Origin of the sequence: Streptomyces lomondensis, assembly GCF_014651035.1 — a bacterium.
Classification (GTDB): domain Bacteria; phylum Actinomycetota; class Actinomycetes; order Streptomycetales; family Streptomycetaceae; genus Streptomyces; species Streptomyces lomondensis.
On the sequence record NZ_BMWC01000001.1, the window covers coordinates 1391090 to 1412160 of the forward strand.

23 protein-coding genes and 1 pseudogene are annotated in these 21071 nt (G+C 71.9%); 13 read left to right on the plus strand and 11 right to left on the minus strand.

The features are described from left to right. Positions 1-810 (minus strand): class I SAM-dependent methyltransferase, encoded by an 810-nt coding sequence (locus IE255_RS05995; RefSeq protein ID WP_190049359.1) that lies wholly within the window; start codon positions 808-810, stop codon positions 1-3. A 363-nt stretch (positions 811-1173) separates the two neighbouring features. On the opposite strand from IE255_RS05995, the gene rpsA reads away from it, so the two are divergent. The 4 genes from rpsA (at position 1174) to IE255_RS06015 (ending at position 4995) form a co-directional block, all read left to right on the plus strand. Continuing rightward, positions 1174-2667 carry a 30S ribosomal protein S1 gene (gene rpsA / locus IE255_RS06000; RefSeq protein ID WP_190049039.1) on the plus strand — a complete coding sequence of 498 codons (1494 nt, stop codon included), beginning with the start codon at positions 1174-1176 and terminating at the stop codon, positions 2665-2667. Positions 2668-2911: 244 nt separating this feature from the next. Beyond that, positions 2912-3850: a PAC2 family protein gene (locus IE255_RS06005; protein ID WP_190049040.1), complete on the plus strand. Its 939-nt coding sequence runs from the start codon at positions 2912-2914 to the stop codon at positions 3848-3850. Positions 3851-3943: 93 nt separating this feature from the next. Further along, positions 3944-4564, plus strand: a complete 621-nt coding sequence (gene coaE / locus IE255_RS06010) for a dephospho-CoA kinase (RefSeq protein ID WP_190049041.1) — start codon at positions 3944-3946, stop codon at positions 4562-4564. 50 nt (positions 4565-4614) lie between these two features. Then, positions 4615-4995, plus strand: coding sequence for a tetratricopeptide repeat protein (locus IE255_RS06015; protein ID WP_190049042.1), 381 nt, complete (start codon positions 4615-4617; stop codon positions 4993-4995). Between the two features lie 17 nt (positions 4996-5012). On the opposite strand, the gene IE255_RS06020 is transcribed toward IE255_RS06015, so the two are convergent. Then, entirely contained in the window at positions 5013-5276 is a 264-nt protein-coding gene (locus IE255_RS06020) for a DUF6343 family protein (protein WP_190049043.1), read from the minus strand. Between the two features lie 77 nt (positions 5277-5353). Here IE255_RS06020 and IE255_RS06025 point away from each other — a divergent pair, with 77 nt between their 5' ends. From IE255_RS06025 to IE255_RS06035, 3 genes are all read left to right on the plus strand, one after another. Continuing rightward, a complete protein-coding gene (locus IE255_RS06025; protein WP_190049044.1) occupies positions 5354-6265 on the plus strand; it encodes an acyltransferase domain-containing protein in 912 nt (303 codons plus the stop codon). Between the two features lie 102 nt (positions 6266-6367). Next, the gene (locus tag IE255_RS06030) at positions 6368-7078 is read left to right on the plus strand and encodes a class I SAM-dependent methyltransferase (protein ID WP_190049045.1); all 711 of its coding nucleotides are present in this window, start codon (positions 6368-6370) and stop codon (positions 7076-7078) included. 65 nt (positions 7079-7143) lie between these two features. Beyond that, positions 7144-7608 carry a DoxX family protein gene (locus tag IE255_RS06035; protein ID WP_190049046.1) on the plus strand — a complete coding sequence of 155 codons (465 nt, stop codon included), beginning with the start codon at positions 7144-7146 and terminating at the stop codon, positions 7606-7608. A gap of 12 nt (positions 7609-7620) precedes the next feature. Here IE255_RS06035 and IE255_RS06040 read toward each other — a convergent pair whose 3' ends face one another. The 3 genes from IE255_RS06040 to IE255_RS06050 all read right to left on the minus strand — a co-directional run bounded on the left by IE255_RS06040 (position 7621) and on the right by IE255_RS06050 (position 10602). Beyond that, positions 7621-8532 carry a MerR family transcriptional regulator gene (locus IE255_RS06040; RefSeq protein WP_190049047.1) on the minus strand — a complete coding sequence of 304 codons (912 nt, stop codon included), beginning with the start codon at positions 8530-8532 and terminating at the stop codon, positions 7621-7623. A 179-nt stretch (positions 8533-8711) separates the two neighbouring features. Beyond that, positions 8712-9581, minus strand: coding sequence for an IS5 family transposase (locus tag IE255_RS06045; RefSeq protein ID WP_190049360.1), 870 nt, complete (start codon positions 9579-9581; stop codon positions 8712-8714). Positions 9582-9636: 55 nt separating this feature from the next. Next, positions 9637-10602 carry an NAD(P)-dependent alcohol dehydrogenase gene (locus tag IE255_RS06050; protein WP_190049048.1) on the minus strand — a complete coding sequence of 322 codons (966 nt, stop codon included), beginning with the start codon at positions 10600-10602 and terminating at the stop codon, positions 9637-9639. A gap of 104 nt (positions 10603-10706) precedes the next feature. On the opposite strand from IE255_RS06050, the gene IE255_RS06055 reads away from it, so the two are divergent. After that, positions 10707-11375, plus strand: a complete 669-nt coding sequence (locus tag IE255_RS06055; protein ID WP_190049049.1) for a TetR/AcrR family transcriptional regulator — start codon at positions 10707-10709, stop codon at positions 11373-11375. A gap of 135 nt (positions 11376-11510) precedes the next feature. Here IE255_RS06055 and IE255_RS06060 read toward each other — a convergent pair whose 3' ends face one another. Beyond that, positions 11511-12131 (minus strand): RNA-binding S4 domain-containing protein, encoded by a 621-nt coding sequence (locus IE255_RS06060; protein WP_190049050.1) that lies wholly within the window; start codon positions 12129-12131, stop codon positions 11511-11513. 122 nt (positions 12132-12253) lie between these two features. Between IE255_RS06060 and IE255_RS06065 the strand changes: the two genes are divergently transcribed. From IE255_RS06065 to IE255_RS06075, 3 genes are all read left to right on the plus strand, one after another. Then, entirely contained in the window at positions 12254-12967 is a 714-nt protein-coding gene (locus tag IE255_RS06065) for an ArsR/SmtB family transcription factor (protein WP_229906287.1), read from the plus strand. Further along, the gene (locus tag IE255_RS06070; protein WP_190049051.1) at positions 12964-14277 is read left to right on the plus strand and encodes an MFS transporter; all 1314 of its coding nucleotides are present in this window, start codon (positions 12964-12966) and stop codon (positions 14275-14277) included. Before IE255_RS06065 ends, IE255_RS06070 begins: the two co-directional genes overlap by 4 nt. 132 nt (positions 14278-14409) lie before the next feature. After that, entirely contained in the window at positions 14410-15111 is a 702-nt protein-coding gene (locus tag IE255_RS06075; RefSeq protein ID WP_190049052.1) for a uracil-DNA glycosylase, read from the plus strand. 19 nt (positions 15112-15130) lie between these two features. Here IE255_RS06075 and IE255_RS06080 read toward each other — a convergent pair whose 3' ends face one another. Next, a complete protein-coding gene (locus IE255_RS06080; RefSeq protein WP_190049053.1) occupies positions 15131-15793 on the minus strand; it encodes a GntR family transcriptional regulator in 663 nt (220 codons plus the stop codon). A 147-nt stretch (positions 15794-15940) separates the two neighbouring features. Here IE255_RS06080 and IE255_RS06085 point away from each other — a divergent pair, with 147 nt between their 5' ends. Continuing rightward, a complete protein-coding gene (locus tag IE255_RS06085) occupies positions 15941-17392 on the plus strand; it encodes an NCS1 family nucleobase:cation symporter-1 (protein ID WP_190049054.1) in 1452 nt (483 codons plus the stop codon). Between the two features lie 5 nt (positions 17393-17397). Further along, a complete protein-coding gene (locus tag IE255_RS06090; protein WP_190049055.1) occupies positions 17398-18117 on the plus strand; it encodes an aspartate/glutamate racemase family protein in 720 nt (239 codons plus the stop codon). A 1-nt stretch (position 18118) separates the two neighbouring features. Here IE255_RS06090 and IE255_RS06095 read toward each other — a convergent pair whose 3' ends face one another. From IE255_RS06095 to IE255_RS06110, 4 genes and pseudogenes are all read right to left on the minus strand, one after another. Beyond that, on the minus strand, positions 18119-18724 hold the full coding sequence (locus tag IE255_RS06095) for a gamma carbonic anhydrase family protein (protein WP_190049056.1): 606 nt from the start codon (positions 18722-18724) through the stop codon (positions 18119-18121). Positions 18725-18748: 24 nt separating this feature from the next. Beyond that, positions 18749-19150, minus strand: coding sequence for a RidA family protein (locus tag IE255_RS06100; protein WP_190049057.1), 402 nt, complete (start codon positions 19148-19150; stop codon positions 18749-18751). Between the two features lie 79 nt (positions 19151-19229). Continuing rightward, positions 19230-19833: pseudogene (locus tag IE255_RS06105) on the minus strand (nucleotidyltransferase domain-containing protein); the annotation flags it as partial. 201 nt (positions 19834-20034) lie between these two features. Continuing rightward, complete coding sequence (locus IE255_RS06110) at positions 20035-20988, minus strand: expansin EXLX1 family cellulose-binding protein (protein WP_190049058.1); 954 nt, start codon at positions 20986-20988, stop codon at positions 20035-20037. Between the last annotated feature and the right edge of the window lie 83 nt (positions 20989-21071).

The following is a 21071-nucleotide window of genomic DNA, read 5'->3' on the forward strand; positions in this document are numbered from 1 at the left end:
TCAGTCCCGTACGCACACGAAGATCGCCGTGCCCGGGATCAGGTTCCCGCGCAGCGGCGACCAGCCGCCCCACTCGGACGTGTTCCAGGCCGGCCACTCCGGCTCCACCAGGTCCACCAGCCGGAAGCCCGACGCCACGACGTCCCGGACCCGGTCCCCGAGCGTGCGGTGGTGCTCGACGTAGACCGCGCGGCCCTCCTCGTCCTGTTCGACGTAGGGCGTGCGGTCGAAGTACGAGCCCGACACCGACAGCCCCTCCGGCCCCGGCTCGTCCGGGAAGGCCCAGCGGATCGGATGCGTCACCGAGAAGACGAGACGGCCGCCGGGCCGCAGCACCCGGTGCACCTCGCGCAGCACCTGGCGCGGGTCGGCGACGAAGGGCAGCGCCCCGTACGCCGAGCAGGCCAGGTCGAACGAACCGTCGGCGAAGGGCAGCGCGCCGGCGTCGGCGCACACCAGGGGGAACGTTCCGCCGATGCGCAGTGCGTGCTGCAACTGCCGGTGCGAGATGTCCAGGGCGACCGGGCGGGCCCCCTGGGCGGCCAGCCAGCGCGAGCACTGGGCGGCGCCGGCGCCGATCTCCAGCACGTCCCGGCCCTTCAGCTCCTCCGGCGGGCCGAGCAACTCGGCCTCCACCTCGTCCAGGCCCTCGGGGCCCCACACGAAGCGGTCGTCCCCGAGGAAGGTGCCGTGCTCGACCTGGTACTCGTCCGCGTTGCGGTCCCACCAGCCACGGTTGGCGCGGGAACTCTCCGTGACACCGGCGGCACGCCGGGTGGCCTCGGCTTCGGACGCTTCGGGCTCTTGGATGATCGGCTCCCTCGTCGTACTCTTCCGTCCAGCCGGTCCCGGAGGTCACGAAGGGGTCGTCGAAGGGCCCGCGTGGCCTCGAACGACACGACCTGTGCCGGGTATGCGGTGTTCCGCCCCGCGTGGGCGGCTTCGCGCATTGACCCTGCCCGGCTGCCCCCGTATGCTACAAGTTGCGCTGCGGGCCTGCGCACCTCAGACGTAGCAGGCTGCGCTCGCATCTGTATGTATGTCCCCTCGGTTGTCGAGGCGCCACCGTTTTTGTGTGGCGCTTCCTTGGCTGTCCGGCTTCTGCAGAGCGAAACGGGCTCCCGGCGTAGCAGTACCTACGACTTCAATGTCCGTACCGGAGCCCTTTCCCACATGACGAGCAGCACCGAGACCACCGCCACCACCCCGCAGGTAGCGGTCAACGACATCGGTAACGAGGAAGCCTTCCTCGCCGCGATCGACGAGACGATCAAGTACTTCAACGACGGCGACATCGTCGACGGCGTCATCGTGAAGGTCGACCGGGACGAGGTCCTGCTCGACATCGGTTACAAGACCGAAGGTGTGATCCCGAGCCGCGAGCTCTCGATCAAGCACGACGTCGACCCGAACGAGGTCGTCGCCGTCGGTGACGAGATCGAGGCCCTTGTTCTCCAGAAGGAGGACAAGGAAGGCCGCCTGATCCTCTCGAAGAAGCGCGCCCAGTACGAGCGTGCCTGGGGCACCATCGAGAAGATCAAGGAAGAGGACGGGATCGTCACCGGTACCGTCATCGAGGTCGTCAAGGGTGGTCTCATCCTCGACATCGGCCTCCGTGGCTTCCTCCCGGCCTCCCTGGTCGAGATGCGCCGCGTCCGCGACCTCCAGCCCTACGTGGGCAAGGAGCTCGAGGCCAAGATCATCGAGCTGGACAAGAACCGCAACAACGTGGTCCTGTCCCGCCGTGCCTGGCTGGAGCAGACCCAGTCCGAGGTCCGCCAGACGTTCCTCACCACCCTCCAGAAGGGTCAGGTCCGTTCCGGCGTCGTCTCCTCGATCGTCAACTTCGGTGCCTTCGTGGACCTGGGTGGCGTCGACGGTCTGGTCCACGTCTCCGAGCTGTCCTGGAAGCACATCGACCACCCCTCCGAGGTCGTCGAGGTCGGCCAGGAGGTCACGGTCGAGGTCCTCGACGTCGACATGGACCGCGAGCGCGTCTCCCTGTCGCTGAAGGCGACCCAGGAAGACCCGTGGCAGCAGTTCGCCCGCACCCACCAGATCGGCCAGGTCGTGCCCGGCAAGGTCACGAAGCTGGTTCCGTTCGGTGCGTTCGTCCGCGTGGACGAGGGCATCGAGGGTCTGGTCCACATCTCCGAGCTGGCCGAGCGCCACGTGGAGATCCCGGAGCAGGTCGTCCAGGTCAACGACGAGATCTTCGTCAAGGTCATCGACATCGACCTCGAGCGCCGTCGCATCAGCCTCTCGCTGAAGCAGGCCAACGAGTCCTTCGGTGCCGACCCGGCCGCGGTCGAGTTCGACCCGACCCTGTACGGCATGGCCGCGTCCTACGACGACCAGGGCAACTACATCTACCCCGAGGGCTTCGACCCCGAGACCAACGACTGGCTCGAGGGCTACGAGAAGCAGCGCGAGGAGTGGGAGCGCCAGTACGCCGAGGCGCAGCAGCGCTTCGAGCAGCACCAGGCGCAGGTCATCAAGTCCCGCGAGGCCGACGCCGCCGCTGCCGCCGAGGGTGGCGAGGCCGCCGCTCCGGCCGCGTCCGGTGGCGGTTCGTACTCCTCCGAGGGCCCGGACAACTCCGGTGCGCTGGCCTCGGACGAGGCGCTGGCCGCGCTGCGGGAGAAGCTGGCGGGTGGGCAGAGCTGAACGCCCACTGAGCAGTAGCTGTTCCTGAGCAGTAGCTGTTCCTGACTGAGGGTCCGCACCTTTCGAGGTGCGGGCCCTCAGTGCTTGCCGGTCGGCTGCCGGCCGGTGGGGGCTTGTCGCGCAGTTCCCCGCGCTCCTCAAGAGGGTGGTGGCCCGGCTGGCAAGATCGAAGTTCTCCTCCTCCGGGGAATGCCCGTGCCCGCAAGGGCGTTGTGCCGTACGGACACGAGGAGGAGCGGTCACTGTGCTTGATCCGCAGGGTTTGTACGCATGGGAGCCGAAGGGCCTGGCCGTCGTCGACATGGCGCTGGCACAGGAGTCGGCCGGACTTGTCATGCTCTACCACTTCGACGGATACATCGACGCGGGCGAGACGGGTGACCAGATCGTCGACCGCCTGCTCGACTCGCTGCCGCACCAGGTCGTCGCCCGGTTCGACCACGACCGGCTCGTGGACTACCGCGCCCGCCGCCCGCTGCTGACGTTCAAGCGCGACCGCTGGAGCGACTACGAGGACCCGGCCATCGAGGTGCGCCTCGTACAGGACGCCACCGGAGCGCCGTTCCTGCTGCTGTCCGGCCCGGAGCCGGACGTGGAGTGGGAGCGCTTCGCCGCGGCCGTGAAGCAGATCGTGGAGCGGCTCGGCGTCCGCCTGTCCGTGAACTTCCACGGCATCCCCATGGGCGTCCCGCACACCCGGCCCGTCGGCCTCACCCCGCACGGCAACCGCACCGACCTCGTCCCGGGCCACCGCAGCCCGTTCGAGGAGGCGCAGGTGCCCGGCAGCGCCGAGTCGCTCATCGAGTACCGCCTGCTTGAGGCGGGGCACGACGTGCTGGGCGTCGCCGCCCACGTCCCGCACTACATCGCCCGCTCCCCGTACCCGGACGCGGCCCTGACGGTCCTGGAGGCCATCACGGCGGCGACCGGACTGGTGCTGCCCGGCATCGCCCATGCCCTGCGCTCGGACGCCCACCGCACCCAGACGGAGATCGACCGGCAGATCCGCGAGGGCGACGACGACCTCACCGCGCTCGTCGAGGGTCTGGAGCACCAGTACGACGCCGTCGCGGGCGCCGAGACCCGCGGCAACATGCTCGCCGAGCCGGTGGACATCCCGTCGGCGGACGAAATCGGCCGGGAGTTCGAAAAATTCCTGGCGGAAAGAGAAGGCGACAACTGACGCCCCTCTAGGGGCGCGGGGAACTGCGCGACCAGCCCCCACGGCCCGCACCCGAAAACCTGGCCTCCCAGCGGAGCGTCTAGGCTTCGGCTCATGCTGAAGGTGGGCCTGACCGGCGGCATCGGCGCCGGCAAGAGCGAGGTGTCACGGCTGCTCGTCGAGTGCGGGGCCGTGCTGATCGACGCGGACCGCATCGCCCGGGAGGTCGTCGCACCCGGCACCCCGGGCCTCGCCTCGGTCGTGGAGGCCTTCGGCGAGGAGATCCTCACCGCCGACGGCACCCTGGACCGGCCGAGGCTCGGCTCCATCGTCTTCGCCGACGCGGCGAAACTCGCCACCCTCAACTCGATCGTGCACCCCCTGGTGGGCGCCCGCTCCCGCGAGCTGGAGCAGGCCGCCGCCGAGGACGCGGTCGTCGTCCACGACGTCCCGCTCCTCACGGAGAACGGCCTGGCACCGCTGTACGACGTCGTGATCGTCGTCGACGCGAGCCCCGAGACCCAGCTCGACCGGCTCGTACGGCGGCGCGGCATGACCGAGGAGGACGCCCGCGCGCGGATGGCCGCCCAGGCCACACGCGAGCAGCGCCGGGAGATCGCGGACATCGTCATCGACAACGACGTGCCGTTGGAGGAGCTGGAGCGCCGCGTGCGGGACGTGTGGGCCGAGCTCCGGCGCAGGTCCCGGGCGTCCCGGCCGTCTCCTCAGGAATAGCGGCCCCGCGAGGGGGCGTTGAACCCCTTCAGTGAGGGAAGGACTCTGCCGTGCCCGAGACCAGCGGATCGACCGGACGTACACCGGAGACGCACGTCATCGACTTCCGTGCCGCCGAGCAACTGCTCGCGGCGCGGGACCCGCGGGGCGCGGTGAAGTTGCTCGACCCGGTCGTCGCCGCGCACCCGGAGAACACCGCCGCGCGGCTGCTGCGTGCGCGTGCCTTCTTCGCGGCGGCGCAGCTGAGGCCGGCGGAGCTGGAGTTCTCCATCGTCCTGGAGCGTGAGCCGGACAACGCGTTCGCGCACTTCGCGCTCGCCCGCACCTATGAGCGGCAGGGCCGCCCCGACCAGGCGAAACGCCATTTCCGCCTGGCGGCCGCGCTGGACCCGAAACCGGAGTTCTTGAAGGCGGCGCGCTTCGAGTCGTGAGGCCGGGCCCGGTCGGCTCAGGGGCGGTCGTCCGGCGGCCGGTAGGGCGGGATGCCGGGGCCCGGCTGGTAGTGCGGGCCCTGGCGGATGTGCCTGCGGACGACGGCGAGGTCGATCGTGACGACCAGCAGCAGCACGCCGCAGGCGATGGCCCAGCCGGTCCGCCCGGCCAGGGTGAACGCGACCGTCCCGAAGAGCGCCCAGACCAGCCCCCACAGGCTCAGCCAGAAGCGCGCCCGCAGGGCACTGCGCGCAGTCCTCGGTTCACTGCCCGTACGCATCGTCCGATCACCACTCCTGCTTGCAACGTACTCTTCGTGGCGGGGGTTCACCAAAGGCCGACAGGGGGAAGCCGCGCATGCTGCCGGACGCCGACATGCTGCCCGAGATTCTGCTCGACCTCGCGGTGCCGCACGAGGACATCAACGACCTGGTCGCCCTGCGGCGGACGCTCACCTCGGACGCCGGGGCCGTACGGCTGCTGGAGGAGTGCGTCGAGGACCTCGTACGGGACATCGGGGAGGTGGGGGTCGAGGTCCCGCTCGCCGAGCGGCTCGCCCAGGCCCCGGCGGCGCTGGGCCCGTACTTCGCCGTGTACGTGTTCGTCGCGGCGCTGCCGCACACGCGCGCGTACCACCGCGAGCGGGGTGTCCCGGCCGACGTCAGCCGCCGTACCCTCGCCGACCTCGGGCGGAACATGGCGCACCACCGACGGCAGCACGGCAGCGGAGGGATGCAGGTCCCCCGGTGGCTCACGCGCCACTTCCGCGGTGAGCTGTACCAACTGGGCCGGCTCCAGTTCGAGCGGGCCAGGCTCGGACAGCGCACGGGGCGGGCGATCGCGGCGGCCGGGCTGGACGTGGCACCGGGGGAGCCCTGCCTGAACCTGCACATACCGGACTTCCGCGGGCCGCTGTCGCCGACGGCCTGCGACCGGTCCCTGGAACTGGCAGGGGAGTTCTTCGCCCGCCACTTTCCGCAGGAGCGGTACCGGGTCGCCGTGTGTGAATCCTGGCTGCTCGACCACCAGTTGAAGCGGTATCTCGGCCCGGACTCCAACATCCTGCGCTTCCAGGAGCGTTTCGCGATCGCCCGCGAGCCGGGTGCGGAGCCGGAACCGGCGGACACCGAACCCGTCCGGTTCGTCTTCGGCGACCCGGACCTGCCGGTGGTGAGCCTGCCGAGGCGCACCTCCGTGGAGCGGGCCGTGGGCGACCACCTGCGGACGGGCGGCCACTGGTACGGGGGACGCGGCTGGTTCCCGCTGTAGCCGCGGTGGCCCTGGTCCCGGCGCGCCGCCCGTCTGTTCACTCGGTCGGGTGAAGGCGGCCGGGGCGGGAACGGGCGTGCGGATGCGGCCCGTTGGACGGGCATGAAGCCGAACATGCGTGAGGGGTACGAGGGGACGGGACCCGGGGCCATCACCCCGGACGGCTGCGCCGTGGAGCTCTACTCACGGCTCCCCGTGGGGGAGGAGCCGGGCATCATCGCCGCCGCGGTGCCCGCGGGCGCGCGGATCCTGGAGCTGGGCAGCGGGGTGGGGCGCATGACGCACGCGCTGCTGGAGCGCGGGTTCGCGGTCACGGCGGTGGACGAGTCCGCCGACATGCTGGAGCGCGTGCGCGGTGCGCGGACGATATGCGGTCCCATCGAGGACCTGGCCCTGGGCGAGACGTTCGACGTGGTGCTGCTCGCCTCGTTCCTCGTGCACGCGGGGGACCCGGAGGTGCGGCGGGGCCTGCTGCGCACCTGCGTGCGCCATGTCGCGGAGGGTGGCTGCGTGCTGATCCAGCGGGAGGGCGAGGACTACCACGCGAACGTGCCGCGCGAGCGGGTCGACCCCAGCGGCTTCACCGTCCGCATCGTGTCGTCGGAGCCGGTCGGCGACGGGGTCAACTCGGTCCGCGTGGAGTACGAGTTCCCGGACGCCGTCTGGACGCAGACGTTCCGGGCCCGGCCGCTGACCACGCAGCAGTTCGAGGAGGCGCTGGAGGAGGCGGGACTGAAGGTCGACCGGCATCTGACGCGTGATCGGACCTGGGTGCGGGCGGTGCCGACGGCCCGGGCGGCCGGGCAGCGATGAGTTCTGCGACGAGGGGCGGTCTACCTCTGCGACACCACACGGACCGCTTCCCCCAGGAGACCTCCATGGCCGAGACCACCGCTCCCGTCGGCGCCGCCCCGTCCGCCCCGGCCGGCGTCGTCATCGCCGAGTCCGCGACCGCCCGCGGGCGGCGTGCCCGGATCGCACTGCGCGGTCTGCAGATCCTGCTCGCCCTCTTCTACGCGATCGCGAGCGCCCTGCCCAAGCTGATCGGGCACGCCTCTGCTGCCGAGTCGTTCGACAAGATCGGCTGGGGCAGTACGGGGATGTACGTCATCGGCGCGCTCGAACTGGCCGGAGCGGTCGCCCTGTTGATTCCGGTGCTCCAGTCGGTGGCGGCGATGGCGCTGGGCGCGCTGATGATCGGCGCGTTCATCGTGCAGATAGCCGTCTTCGACGGGCAGTACGCGGCGACGCCGCTCATCCTGCTCGTGCCGCTCACCCTCATGGCCTGGGCGCGGCGGGGCCACAACGCCGAACTGCTGCGGTTGCTGCGGCGAGGGGCGTGACTAGGCCGTGTTTTAGGTAGCGGGTGGCTCTTGGGCGGATAGTTCTTCGGCCAGTTCCATACAGCGCAGGCGGGCTGGGGAGAAGTCGTAGGGCATCTTGCCGGTGGCTTCGAGCACGCTCATGGAGTCAGCCTCCCGCCTGCCAGAGCTGAGGTCGGCCTCGTCCTCGCCGTCATCGGCGGTAGCAGGGTGCAAAGTGTCCCAGGCGTCGAAGAGGGCATCGTCGTCTTTCCCTAGGCCGGACTCCTCGATGACGGCCTGCAGGGCGCTTTCGAAGGCGTGCCGCTCGACGGCCACTTGAGCCACCCGTGGATCATCGACGGTGACGCTGTCATCGAGTGCCTCCTCGGCGTCATCGATGCGGTCGGAATCCTCCCGCAGAGTGGGATGCGTGGCCAGGACGACGAAGCGGGTGGCCTGGATGGCCGCGCCGAGCGGGCCGAAGATCCGCTCAGTGACCAGCAGACTGTCCAGGTCCGCCTGACGCAGGGAGCCCTCAGGCAGGCTCTTGAGGCGTTCGGTGACGAAGTCGGAGAGCAGGCCCATCCGGCTGCCTTCGGTGCGCATCCGCTGCACGGCGGTCCGCTGCCGCCGCAATTCCGCCTCCTGCTCGGCGAGGGTTTCCTCCAGCCGCTCCAGGATGCCCGCGATACCGTCTCCGCTGTCCGCACCGGCGGAAGCCGTGCCGGTGGTAAAGGCGTCACGGATGTCGTCCAGGGCGATCCCGGCGTCGGCCATCTTGCGAATCCACAGCAGGCGGATCATGTCCTCGTACCCGTAGCGGCGGCGGTCATCGCCGCCCCGCTCAGGCTCGGGGAGCAGGCCGATCTCGTGGTAATGGCGAATCGCCCGCGGCGTGGTGCCGGCGAAGGCCGCCGCGTCACCGATCTTGACCTGGCGAGGTGGCATGAACGGCGAATGCATGAGCAAGGACCTTTCCTCAAGGGACCGGGACGTAAGTCCACCGGACCACATGCCGCTACGGAAGGTGCAACCCCATACACACCGCCCCGCGCCAATGCCAGGAAACGCGCTGTTCCTCCGTAATGACCGCAGGCCCGTCCTTTCCTGCTGGGGCATCCGCACGACGGCAGACTGAGGGTTCACAGCCACTGATGAATCGCCGCGACCTGAACCGTCGCCTCGAACCGAACCGCAAGTTTGTCGAACCGGGTCGCCACGGCCCGGTGCTGCTTGAGACGGCTGATCCCGCATTCGACCGCATGCCGGGCCTTGTAGTCCTCGCGGTCGAAGACGGGCGGACGGCCACCGCCACGGCCGCGGCGCCTGCGGTTGCGGACCCGACCGACCGGCTCAGGAATCGTGCACCTGATGCCACGTCTGCGCAGGTAGGCGCGATTCGCGCGTGAAGAGTACGCCTTATCGCCTCGCACCCCCAACGGGCGGCTTCTCGGCCGGCCGACACCAAGCCGGGGCACACCGATCGCGTTCAGGACCGGCTCGAACTGCGGACTGTCACCGCGCTGCCCGGCGGTGATCAGCAGCGACAACGGCTTCTGTCCCTGCTCACACGCCAGATGAATCTTCGTGGTGAACCCGCCTCGCGACCTGCCCAGTCCATGGTCTTCAGGTTCGGCGCTCACTCCGCCCGGCGGTTCCTTCTGCACAGCACCGCGCCGGCGGGCACCGGCAGCATGCTGGTGTGCCCGGCAGATGGTGGAGTCGACGTTGACCTCCCAGAAGATCAGCCCGGCCGCATCAGCCCTCGCCTGCAACAATGTCAACAGCCGGGCCCACACACCCCGACGCTGCCATCTCCGGAACAGTCCATACACCGTCTGCCACGGTCCGTACTCGAACGGCAGGTCCCGCCAAGGAACTCCGGTCCGAACCCGCCACCGCACACCGTTTACCAGCCGCCGACAGCCAGGCCACCTGCGACTTATGCCCACCGCAGGCAGCAACGACTCCAGCACCGACCACTGCTCATCAGAAAGATCCCCTCGCCCCACATCTTGCTCATCACCGTGCAGGGCGCGCACAGGAATCAGAACCTTAAAACACGGCCTAGTCGACCCTGACCACGTACTTGCCGCGCACCCCGCCCGCCTCCAGCGCTCGATGGGCGGCGGCCGTCTCCTCCAGCGGGAAGACCGTGTCCACCGCCGGCCGCAGCTTTCCCTCCGTCACCTGGCGGGCGAGGTCGTCGAAGTGCGCGCGGCCGGGGTTGCCGCTGAAGAAGCGCACCCGGCCGCGTCCGTGGACGGCGCTGGCCGCGATGTAGCCCAGCGAGGCGGCCGGCCGCGTCGGGTCGAAGGCGATGGCCACCATGCGTCCGCCGGGCTTCAGCAGTCGGCGGAAGGCACGCAGGCCGGTGCCCACCGTGTCCAGGACGACGTCGAACAGGCCCAGTTCCGCCGGGGACACGGCCCGGTGGTCGACGGCGTGGTGGGCGCCGAGCGTGCGGACGAAGTCGAGGTTGGCGGCGCGGGCCAGGGCCGTGACCTCGGCGCCGTACGCCCGTCCGAGCTGGACGGCGGCGTTGCCGACGCCGCCCGCCGCGCCCCGCACGAGGAGCCGTTCGCCGGGGCGCAGCGCGGCCTTGTCGCGGAGGGCCGTGACGGCGGTGGTCGCCACCGGCAGTGCGGCGGCGGCCACGAGGTCCAGCCCGTCCGGGACCTGGCCGAGCCGCTCGGGCCGTACCGCCACGTACTCGGCGGCGCTGCCGAACCCGGAGACGCGGCCCACGATGCCCCACACCCGGTCGCCGACCGCGATACCGGTCGCGCTGGTGCCGAGTGCGGCGACCTCGCCGGTGAAGTCCAGCCCGGTGCGCTGTGGGAACGACCGGCCGGTGAGGAGGCGTACCCGGCCGGAACGGGCCGCCAGTTCGCCGCCGTTCACGCTGAACGCGCGCACGCGCACCAGGACCTCGCCGGGTGCCGGCCCGGGGCGCGGCACCCGGCCCACGTACAGCACCTCGGGGCCGCCGAAGCGGTCGAACAGTACGGCTCTCATCGTGCGGTCGTCCATCGTGCTCACCTTCGCCACCAGTAACCGTGAGGGGGATCCGGGCGCCGAGCGTAGGCTGCCAAGCGGACGAGATCGTCCACTTGAGCCGGAGGTGAGAGACAGTGGTGGGGGATTCCTCTCGGATCGCGGGTCAGGACGGCTTGCGGGCGGACGCCCGGCGCAATCGGCAGCGCATCCTCGCGGCTGCCCGCTCGGTCTTCGCCGAGCACGGCATCGACGCGCCCATGGCGACCGTGGCCCGGCGGGCGGGGGTCGGCGTGGCGACGCTGTACCGGCGTTTCCCGACCCGGGACGCCCTGGTGCGGGCCGCGTTCGCGCAGCAGATGGACACCTGCGCCCGGGCGCTCACCGAGGCGCTGGCCGACCCCGATCCGTGGCGGGGCTTCCAGCGGCTGGTCGAGACGGTCTGCGCACTCCAGCGGGAGGAGCGGGGCTTCCCGGCCGCGTTCGCCGCGGCCTTCCCGGACAGCACGGGAGAACACGCACGGGCACGGGAACGGGCCGAGCGGGACTTCATGACCCTGGTCCGCAGGGCTCAGGCGGCGGGCGCGCTGCGGCCCGACTTCCACCCCTCCGACCTGGTCGTTGCCCTGTTGTCCCACTGCGGTCTGGTCACCGCGCTGCCGGGGGACCGTGCGGCGTCCCGGCGGCTGGTGGCGTATCTGCTCCAGTCGTTCCGCGCCGAGGCGGCGCACGGGGCGCTGCCGGCGCCGAGCGCACTGTCGCTGCGCAGTCTGCCGCTCGCGGCCGGCGGCTCCACCGGGCACGCCTAGACCAGGGCGGGGCTGATCGCGTAGACCACGGTCCGGCCTGATTGCCCAGACCAGGGCCCGGTCTGATCGCCTAGACAAGGGGCAGACCTGATCGCCGTGTTCCGCGGCCTCGCCGGGTCCGTCGGGACGGACTTCTCAGGGCCTCGGTCGGCTCGAGCCGCTGCCGAAGCCGCCGGGGCCGGGACCGCCGCCAGGGCCGGGGCCGCTGCCGGGACCGGGGCCGCCGCCGGGGCTGGCCAGTCCGCGGAGGCGTTCCAGCTCGCGGCGGTCCCGCTTGGTCGGGCGGCCCGCGCCGCGGTCGCGGATGCCGGCGGGGGCGACGGCCTCGCGGGGCGGGGGCGGCGGGGAGTTGTCGATGTAGCACTGGGCGGCCACGGGGGCGCCGACCCGCTTGCGGATCAGCCGGGTGACGACGACGACCCGCTCCCGGCCGTCGTGCCGCAGGCGTACCTCGTCACCGACGCGCACGGCGTGCGCGGGCTTCACGCGCTCGCCGTTGACGCGCACGTGTCCGCCCCGGCAGGCGGTGGCGCCGAGGGAGCGGGTCTTGACGAGGCGTACGGACCAGATCCAGCTGTCCACGCGGACCGTCTCGCCGCCCTGCGGCCCGGCGGCCTCGGCGGCGGCGATGGCCGCGGCGACCTTGGGGTCCAGGGCCTTCGCGGCCCCGGCCCCGGCCGCGGAGTCGCGCGCGCCCTCGGCCGCCGTGTCGTCGGTTCCGCCCGTCCTGTCGTGCTCCGCACCTGGAGAAGCCATGTCCCCGACCTTAGTCCTCCGAGTGGCCGGGCCGGGCAGGGATTTCGACCGCGACCGAATCTGCCAAAGCAGTTTTGCAAAAGTAGTTTTGCTAAATGGCGGCCGCGGCCTACCCTCCCGGCATGGACAGCGACGAGCACAGGCGCGTACTCGACCCCGAGCGCGACACCGCCGCACTGAAGGCCCTCACCCACCCCCTGCGCATCCGGTTGCTCGGGCTGCTGCGGCAAGACGGGCCTGCCACCGCCAGTGAGCTCGCCGCGCGGACGGGGGAGTCGTCGGCGTCGACCAGTTACCACCTGCGGGTGCTGGCGAAGTACGCGTTCATCGCGGAGGCCGAGCACCGTGACGGGCGGGAGCGGCGCTGGCGGGCGCTGCACACCCTGACGTCCTGGAGCAACGAGTCGATGGAGTCCTCCGCCGCGGGCCGGGCCTTCGTCAGCCTGGCGCGGCGGCGGCAGATCGAGCATCTGGAGGCGTCCCTCGCCCGGCACGAGGCGGACCTGGCCGCCGGGCGGCTCGGTCAGGAGTGGGTGGAGCCGTCCGGGATCAGCGACCTCATGCCCCGGCTGACGGCCGAGTCGCTCACCGAGCTCTGGGACACCGTCGCCGGGAAGCTGGAGGAACTGACCGCCCGGGACGCCGACGACCCGCGCGCCGAGCACGTCGTGCTCCTCACCGCCGGTCTGCCGCTCGCCCCGCGGGAACGGAACGACGGCGACACCGAGGGCCGTGCCCCCGACGGCAGCACCGGGGGCACGGCCCCCGAGGTCAAGCACGGGGGCACGGCCCACGACGGCAAGCCCGAGGGCACGACCCCCGAGGCCGCCTCATGACGGACCTCGTGACCGAGCCGCCCGGGGCGCGGACCGCGCGCCGCCGCTACGTCACCGTCTGCGCGCTCCTCTGGCTGCCGCCGGGCCTGGGCATGGCCTCGATGGTCCTGCTGTTCGGCGAGCGCGGCATGTCCCTGACCACCGTCGCGGGGCTCTTCGCGGCCCACTCGCTGACCGTCGCGGCGCTGGAACTGCCCACGGGCGGCCTCTCCGACGTCCTCGGGCGCCAGCCGGTCCTGGCCATGGCCGGTGCGCTCAACGTCGTCGCCTGCGTCCTGGTCGGCCTCGGCACCACCGCCTGGGTGCTCACCGCCGGCATGGTGCTCATGGGCGCGGCCCGGGCCCTGGCCAGCGGTACCGCCGAGGCCTGGTACGTCGACACCGTCCAGGCGTGCTCCGGCCCCGGCGCCGAGTTACGCACCGGTCTGGCCCGGGGCGGCTCCGCGACCTCCGCCGCCCTCGCGGCCGGCCTCCTGCTCGGTGGTGCCCTGCCCTGGCTGCTCGGCCTGGGACCCGATCTCGGTGCCCGGCTGGGTGAGGCGACGTCCGGGGCGGTGCTGCCGCTGTCCGTTCCCCTGCTGCTGGGAGCGGCGGTCAGGGTCGTCTTCGTCTGCTACGTACTGGCCGTCCTGCGCGAGCCGCCGCGACCACCGGCCACCCTGCGTGCCGTGCTGCGCGGCGTCCCGGTCACCGTCCTGGGCGGACTGCGGCTGGGTGGACGGGACGCGCTGGTGCGCCGGATCCTGCTCACCGCCGCTGCCGCCGGCGGCGGCCTGGCCGCCATCGAACTGCTGATACCTGGCCGTGCCGTGGCGCTGACCGGCGCGACCGGCTCCGGGGCGATGGTCTACGCCGCTCTGTCCTGCGCGGGTTTCGTCTGCTCCGGTGTCGGCAGCCACCTCGCGCCCCTCGCCGCCCGGGTCGCGGGCAGCGGCGAGCGGGCCGTGCTCGCCGGTTTCGCCGCCGGGGCGGGCGGCCTGCTGCTGCTCGGCATCACGGCGGCCTCCGTCCACCCGATGGCCACGGCCCTCGCGGTCCTCGGTTTCGGGCTCGTCTACCTGGGGCTCGGCGCCGCCTCCCCGAACGAGAACGAACTGCTGCACCGCCGCGTCCCCGGCGCGGGCCGCGCCACCGCCCTGTCCGTCCAGTCCCTCGCCCAGCAGCTGGCCGGCGCGCTCACCGGTCTGGTCGTAGGGGGCCTGCGGCCGGGCCCGCTGCCCTGGTTGCTGACGAGTGCCGTCCTGCTGGCCGGCGCCCTGCTCTGGCTCCGCCGGAGCGGGGAACGGGCCCCGCAGGCCAGCGGCGTCTGAGCTCCGCAGGCCAGCGGCGTCTGAGTTCCGCAGGTCAGCGGCGTCTGAGCCCGCATACCGGCGGATCGGGACCGGCCCCGGGGATGTCGCCCCACTGTGCCCGCGACCCCCGCCTGCCCCTACGGTGGAGTGATGGACTCCAGCGGTCTCCCTCACCTCGACCGGCGCATCGCGGACTGCCGGGCCTGCCCGCGGCTGGTCTCCTGGCGTGAGGAGACGGCCCGGGTCAAGCGAGCCGCCTTCGCGGACTGGACGTACTGGGGGCGGCCGGTGCCCGGGTTCGGGCCGGCGGACGCCCGGCTGCTGATCGTGGGACTCGCCCCCGCGGCCCACGGCGGCAACCGCACCGGCCGGATGTTCACCGGCGACCGCTCGGGAGACGTGCTGTACGAGGCGCTGTACGACGTCGGCCTGGCCTCCCAGCCCACCGCCGTGCACGCCCACGACGGTCTGGAGCTGTACGGCGTGCGCGTCACCGCGCCCGTGCACTGCGCCCCGCCCGCCAACAAGCCCACCCCCGAGGAGCGGGACACCTGCCGCCCCTGGCTCGTGCAGGAACTGCGGCTGCTGCGCCCGACGCTGCGGGCCGTCGTGGTGCTCGGCGGCTTCGGCTGGCAGGCCGCGCTGCCCGCGTTCGCGGAGGCGGGCTGGTCCGTGCCCCGGCCCCGCCCCGCCTTCGCCCACGGGGCCCGCTACCTCCTCGACGGCCTGGAGCTGTTCGGCTGCTTCCACGTCAGCCAGCGCAACACCTTCACGGGCCGGCTCACCCCCGCGATGCTGCGCGACGTCCTGCGCACGGCCGCGCGGGCGGCCGAACTGCCGACGGCCAGCTGACCGAGCCTGGGGGCATCCCTTAGGGAACCTCTTCGCCGAACAGGTGCCGCACCGTGGAGCGATAGTTGGTCCGCACGTGCGTGAGCGCGTGCGCGCGGGCCCGGTCCGGGTCGCCCGAGGCGATCGCCTCGTACAGCTCGCGGTGCTCCACCAGGAGCTGGGGCCACTCCTCGTTGCGCCGGGTCATCCAGCGCAGCCGGCCGGCGACCGGTTCCAGGGCCTCCGTCAGCAGGCTGTTGCCGGCCATCGCCACGATGCGGTCGTGCAGGCGGCTGTTGATGTCCGTGATCGCCTCGGCGTCCCCGGCCTCGGTGGCGGTGGCCGCGCGGTCGAGGAGCTCCTGGACCGCGGCGAGGTCCTGCGGGGTCGCGCGGGACGCGGCGAGTCCGGCGGCGTAGACCTCCAGGGCCTCGCGCAGTTCGAACAGTTCCTTCACGTCGTTCGGCGTGAGACGGCGCACGACCGTGCGGCGGGGGGTCTCGAAGTGGACGAAGCCCTCGGCGACGAGTGCCCGGATCGCCTCCCGGACCGGCACGCGCGAGACCCCGAAACGCTCCGCCAGCTCGCGTTCGACCAGGCGGTCGCCGGGACGGAGGCTGCCCGCGATGATCTCCTGGCGCAGATCGGCCGTGACGCGCTCGCGCACCGCTCCGAGGGGTTCGATCTTCGTCATGGAGCCCATCTTCGCCGACGCGAGGTGTCTTTTACGCGGCGTTAACAAGAGCGACATCGGTCAGAACGGTTGACGAGGGCACCATGAGCGCAGTTTGGTATACCAAAGCCCCCCGCAGAGCAGTCCTCCGTCGTCCCCTTGCTCATGGAGGCCCCCGTGTCCCTGGCCGACCGTGCCCCAGCCACCGGCGCCCCGGCGTTCGTCCCCGATCCCCGGCTCACCAACGAAGACCTCGCCCCCGCGAAGAAGCGCAACTGGAAGGTCTTCGACCTCTTCGCCATGTGGATGTCCGACGTCCACAACCTCGGCAACTACACCTTCGCCGCCGGCCTGCTCTTCCTGGGCATGAACGTCTGGCAGATCTTCACGTCCCTGCTCGTCGGCTTCGTGATCATCTACATCGGCATGAACTGGATGGGGAAGATCGGGCAGCGCCACGGCGTGCCCTTCCCGGTCGTCAGCCGGATCGCCTTCGGCGTCTGGGGCGCCAACATCCCGGCGCTGATCAGGGCCGTGATCGCCATCATGTGGTACGGCATCCAGACCTACCTCGCCTCCGTCGCCGTCAACGTGATGCTGCTCGCGGCCTGGCCGAGCCTGGAGTCGTGGACGCACAACTCCTTCCTCGGGCTGGACGCGCTCGGCTGGGTCTCCTTCATCGCGCTGTGGCTGGTGCAGGCCGCGATCATCAGCCGGGGCATGGAGTCGGTCCGCAAGTTCCAGGACTTCTGCGGCCCGGCGATCTGGCTCGTGATGATCGCGCTGGCCGTGTGGATCCTCGCCAAGGCGGGCTGGACGATCTCGCTGACCTCGACCCCGCACCCGGTCTCCGTGGGCGAGCAGTGGCGCCAGTGGTTCGGCGCGATCGGCCTGGTCCTCGCCACCTACGGCACCCTGATGCTCAACTACTGCGACTTCTCCCGCTTCTCGCCCGACTACAAGACGGTCAAGCGCGGCAACTTCTGGGGCCTGCCGGTCAACTCCACGGCCTTCGTGATCGTGTCGGTCATCGTCACCGCGGGCGCCTTCGAGGTCTTCGGCAAGGAGATCACCGACCCGGCCTACCTGGTCGCCGAGATCGGCAACACCTGGGTGCTCGTGCTGGGCGCGCTGACCTTCGCCATCGCCACCATGGGCGTCAACATCGTCGCCAACTTCGTCTCGCCGGCGTACGACCTCGCCAACGTCTGGCCGCAGAAGATCACGTTCAAGATCGGCGGCATGATCAGCACGGTCGCGGCGCTGCTGGTCACCCCCTGGAACCTCTTCTCCAGCCCGACGGTCGTGAACTACTTCCTCGGCGGCCTCGGCGCCTTCCTCGGCCCGCTGTTCGGCGTGATCATGGTCGACTACTACTGGGTCAAGCGCGGCCGCGTGAACGTCGACGAACTGTTCGACGCCACGCCCGGCTCCCGTTACCACTACCGCAAGGGCGTCAACCCCAAGGCGCTGTGGGCGTTCCTGCCGGCGGCCGGTGTCGCGGCGGTGCTCGCGCTGGTGAAGACCTTCAGCGACGTCGCGCCGTACTCCTGGTTCATCGGCACGGCCATCGCGGCCGGCCTGTACGCGGCGCTGTGCCGCCCCGAGCGCGCCACCGCGGAGGTCTGAGCAACGTGCGGATCGTCGTCACCAACTGCAACACCACGCAGGAGATGACCGAGGAGATCGTACGAGGTGCCCGGGCCGCCGCAGGCCCGGGCACCACCGTGACCGGACTGACCCCCGCCTGGGGGCCCGCGTCCGCCGAGGGCTGGCTCGACAGCTACCTGTCCGCCGCGGCCGTCCTGGACACGCTGCGCACCTACGACGGACCGCCGTACGACGCCGTGGTCATGGCCGGCTTCGGGGAGCACGGGCGCGAAGGCGTACGGGAGCTGGTGGACGTACCGGTCGTCGACATCACCGAGGCGGCGGCGCACCTGGCCTGCCTGCTGGGCCGCCGCTACGGCGTCGTCACCACGCTGGAGCGGTCCCGCGGCCAGATCGAGGACAGCCTGGAGACGGCGGGCGTCGCGCGCAACTGCGCCGCAGTCGTCGGCACGGGCCTGAACGTGCTCGACCTCGGCGACGACGAGCGCACCGAGACGGCGTTCCTGGCCGCCGCCGAGCGGGCCTGCGCGGCCGGGGCGGAGGTGCTGGTGCTGGGCTGCGCCGGCATGACCGGGTTGCAGCGGGTGGTCGGGGAGAAGCTGGGCCTGCCGGTCGTCGACGGGGTTGCGGCGGCGGTCAAGCTGGCGGAGTCGCTGGTGGTGCTGGGGCTGACGACGAGCCGGGCGGGGAGCTACGCCGAGCCGCTGCCGAAACGGCGGGTGTGGGGAGGCCCGAACCGGTAGGTCATGACGGGCCGTCGAGCGGGAGGTCGTCGCGATGGGCCCCGTAGAACGCCACCTGGCGGGCCATGACCTCCCGCATCGAGGTGCCGCGCGGGATGCCGTACACCGTGCCGGGGAAGTCCAGCGCCTCCTGGATCTGCCACAGTTCGTCGTGCTCGCCGGGGGCGAAGAGCCGGGCCCGGGGCGCGCCCGCGGCGATCCAGCCGATGGGCAGGACGGTGCCGGGCGGCAGCACCGAGTTGACGTGCAGCACGCTGTGGATCCGCAGCTCGGAGCCGGTGCCCGCGACGGCTCCCGGGAAGACGCAGGCACCGGTGGCCACGAAGACCTCGTCCTCCAGGGTCGCCCCGTTCACATGGGCGTGCGGCCCGACGAGCACGGCGTCACCGATCACGGCGGGATGCCGGGCCCGCCCCCGCACCAGCGCGTTCTCCATGACGACGACGTCCGAACCGACCCGCACCTCCCCGTCCTCGGCGGTGAGCACGGCCCCGTGCAGCACCCGGCTGCGCTCACCGAGGACGACGGCCCCGCACAGGACGGCCGTCGGGGCCACGTAGGCGGACTCGGGGACGACGGGGCGCCGCCCGCGGTGCTCGATCAACATGGGGACACTCCTGCGGCCGGACGGCTAATCGGGAACGACGGCTGTCGCCGTAATCTCCACCAGCTGTCCCGGGTATCCGAGGCACGCCACGCCGATCAGCGTCGAGGAGTGCGGTCCGGTGCTGAGCCCGGACGACTCGACGACGGCCCAGACGGCGGAGAGCACCGCGGGTTCGCCGCTCACCACGTACACGTCGGTCGACACGACATGCGCCAGGTCGCTGCCGACCGCGCGCAGTTGCTCCCGCAGGTTGCCGATCACCTGCTCGGCCTGCCGCACCGGGTCTCCCTCACCGATCAGGTTCCCGTCGGCGTCGAGGGGGACGGAACCGGCGAGGAAGGCGAGCCTGGTGCCGGCCTCGACGACGGACGCGTGGGAGTAGGCGGGCGGCGGGAAGAGGCTCGGGACGGTGACGCGCTGGATCACGGGGTCTCCGGTCTGGGGCGGCGACAGAACAACCACCGATCATGCGGGGTCCCGAACCCGGGCGCACCCGTATTTCGTTTCACGCCGACCGGGCTGTCCCCCTACGCTGCCCTGGAACCCGACCGTCGAGGAGCCCGCCGTGCCCACCCCATCGGACCGTCGCCGTCAGACTCGCGACGAGGGCGTCCACCTCGCCCAGACCGGCCCGGCCCACGAGTCCCTTCTCGTTGGTGACCCACTCGCCGCGCGCCGCCAGCACCGCGTGCGCGGTCTGGGTCGCCGCGAGGGCGATCGCGCCCGCGACCTGCGTGACCAACCTTGTTGATCGCGAGTTCGGCGACGAGCAGGTACGTCGGGATGCCCGCCAGGTGGAACATCAGGGGCTCGACGCGGAAGCGGCCCCGCTCCGCTTCCGCCAGCTCGTGTGCGACGACGTCCAGATCGCGGTAGTGGACGTCCACACGCCGCCCGTCGATCGTCAGCCAGGCGCCGCCGTTGAAGACGCCGCCGCCCCACGCGCCGATCTCGGAGACCTCGCCCTCCCAGCCGAGCGCCCGGAGGTCGTCCGGGTCGAAGGCGCCCCGGTAGTAGACCGCCAGGTCCCAGTCGCTGTCCGGGCGTTCGGTGCCCTGGGCGCGGGAGCCGCCCAGGGTGACCGCCCGGACGGTGGGGAGGGCGGCGAGGCAGCTGCGGGGCGAACTGCCGCGCCCAGCGGCCTATCCCCGCGCCCTGCGTGAGACCGCCCCGCCGCACTGGCACGGCATGGCCGCGGCCACCCTGGCGTACGCGAAGGCGGGCCACGCCCCCAAGGGCGCCTCGTCCGGGCGGTCGCCGACGCGGAGGCGCTGCTCCGCGGCGGACGAGCCGGCGGGGCTTGAGGACGCTCAGTGCCGGGCGAACTGGACGCGGCTCGGCTGGGCGGTGTCCGGGCGGAGGGCGATGCCCTCGACGGTGAGTTGTTCGCCGTAGATGTCGGTGAGCCGCAGGGGGCCGCCGCAGCCGGTGCCGTCGGGGGAGAGGAAGTAGTTGTATTCGGTGCGGGTCAGGCTCCGCCAGCCGCTGCCGGTGGCGACCTCCAGCCGGGCCAGGGGGTTGCGGTGGCCGAGTGCCTGGATGCCGCACCAGTGGCGGCTGGAGCCGGTCTTGTAGCGGATCGAGACCGTGTCGGACGTGCTGGGGCTCAGCAGGCTCCAGGTGATCGGTATCCGGCCCGCGGAGAGGCCGGCGAGCTTCGCGAAAGCCTCTTTGCTCAGGTCGAGTTGCCCGGGGGCGCAGGGCAGCGGGCATTCGTTGGTGATCCGGACCGTGACGGAGGCGCCGTTCGCGGCGCGGACGAGGACGTACGCCCCGCATGCCTTGGACGTCTCGTAGTCGGTGTGGTTCATCGCCGCGACCATGAGATCGGGGCTCGGGCCGTACAGGCAGGCGCCGTCGCCGTCCGCGGCGTCGTAGTGCGTGGCGACCCCCTGGTAGGAGACCTGGGGCTTGATCCGCCCCGCCAGCGGGGCCGAGCCGGACACCGCCCGGGGTGAGGACGGCGGGCTGCCGGCGGGCGAGCGCCGAGCGGGGGCGGGGGTCGTGGTGCGTGCCGGGGCCGGGGTCGCCGTGGACGGCTTCGGCTTCGGTGTGGCCTTGGCCTTCGCTTTCGGTGCCGTGGGCGTGGTGCTCGCCGGTGGGCTCGTGGCGGGCTCGGCCGCGGCTCGCACGGTGTCCGGCTCACCGCCGGGGCGCAGTGCCAGCACCAGGGACACGAGGAGTGCGACGGCCGCCAGGGCTACCGCGGAGAAGAGGGCCGAACGCCGTCTGCGAAGGGGACGCCGGTGGGAACGGGAGGCCACGGATGAGTCCTTACGTGGTTCAGGAGAACACGCGCTTGCGACTCGTCAGTGGTCGCCGGGCACCGAAAGGTTGCCGGGGCCGG

Bases quoted from the DNA above. Each gene is read 5' to 3' on its own strand.
- IE255_RS06080 (WP_190049053.1), bottom strand. From the start codon at position 15,793: ATGGGCTCCATGACGAAGATCGAACCCCTCGGAGCGGTGCGCGAGCGC.
- IE255_RS06025 (WP_190049044.1), top strand. From the start codon at position 5,354: ATGCTGCCGGACGCCGACATGCTGCCCGAGATTCTGCTCGACCTCGCG.
- rpsA (WP_190049039.1), top strand. From the start codon at position 1,174: ATGACGAGCAGCACCGAGACCACCGCCACCACCCCGCAGGTAGCGGTC.
- IE255_RS06040 (WP_190049047.1), bottom strand. From the start codon at position 8,532: ATGCATTCGCCGTTCATGCCACCTCGCCAGGTCAAGATCGGTGACGCG.
- IE255_RS06095 (WP_190049056.1), bottom strand. From the start codon at position 18,724: ATGTTGATCGAGCACCGCGGGCGGCGCCCCGTCGTCCCCGAGTCCGCC.
- IE255_RS06050 (WP_190049048.1), bottom strand. From the start codon at position 10,602: ATGGACGACCGCACGATGAGAGCCGTACTGTTCGACCGCTTCGGCGGC.
- IE255_RS06030 (WP_190049045.1), top strand. From the start codon at position 6,368: ATGAAGCCGAACATGCGTGAGGGGTACGAGGGGACGGGACCCGGGGCC.
- IE255_RS06035 (WP_190049046.1), top strand. From the start codon at position 7,144: ATGGCCGAGACCACCGCTCCCGTCGGCGCCGCCCCGTCCGCCCCGGCC.
- IE255_RS06070 (WP_190049051.1), top strand. From the start codon at position 12,964: ATGACGGACCTCGTGACCGAGCCGCCCGGGGCGCGGACCGCGCGCCGC.
- coaE (WP_190049041.1), top strand. From the start codon at position 3,944: ATGCTGAAGGTGGGCCTGACCGGCGGCATCGGCGCCGGCAAGAGCGAG.
- IE255_RS06065 (WP_229906287.1), top strand. From the start codon at position 12,254: ATGGACAGCGACGAGCACAGGCGCGTACTCGACCCCGAGCGCGACACC.
- IE255_RS06060 (WP_190049050.1), bottom strand. From the start codon at position 12,131: ATGGCTTCTCCAGGTGCGGAGCACGACAGGACGGGCGGAACCGACGAC.
- IE255_RS06075 (WP_190049052.1), top strand. From the start codon at position 14,410: ATGGACTCCAGCGGTCTCCCTCACCTCGACCGGCGCATCGCGGACTGC.
- IE255_RS06020 (WP_190049043.1), bottom strand. From the start codon at position 5,276: ATGCGTACGGGCAGTGAACCGAGGACTGCGCGCAGTGCCCTGCGGGCG.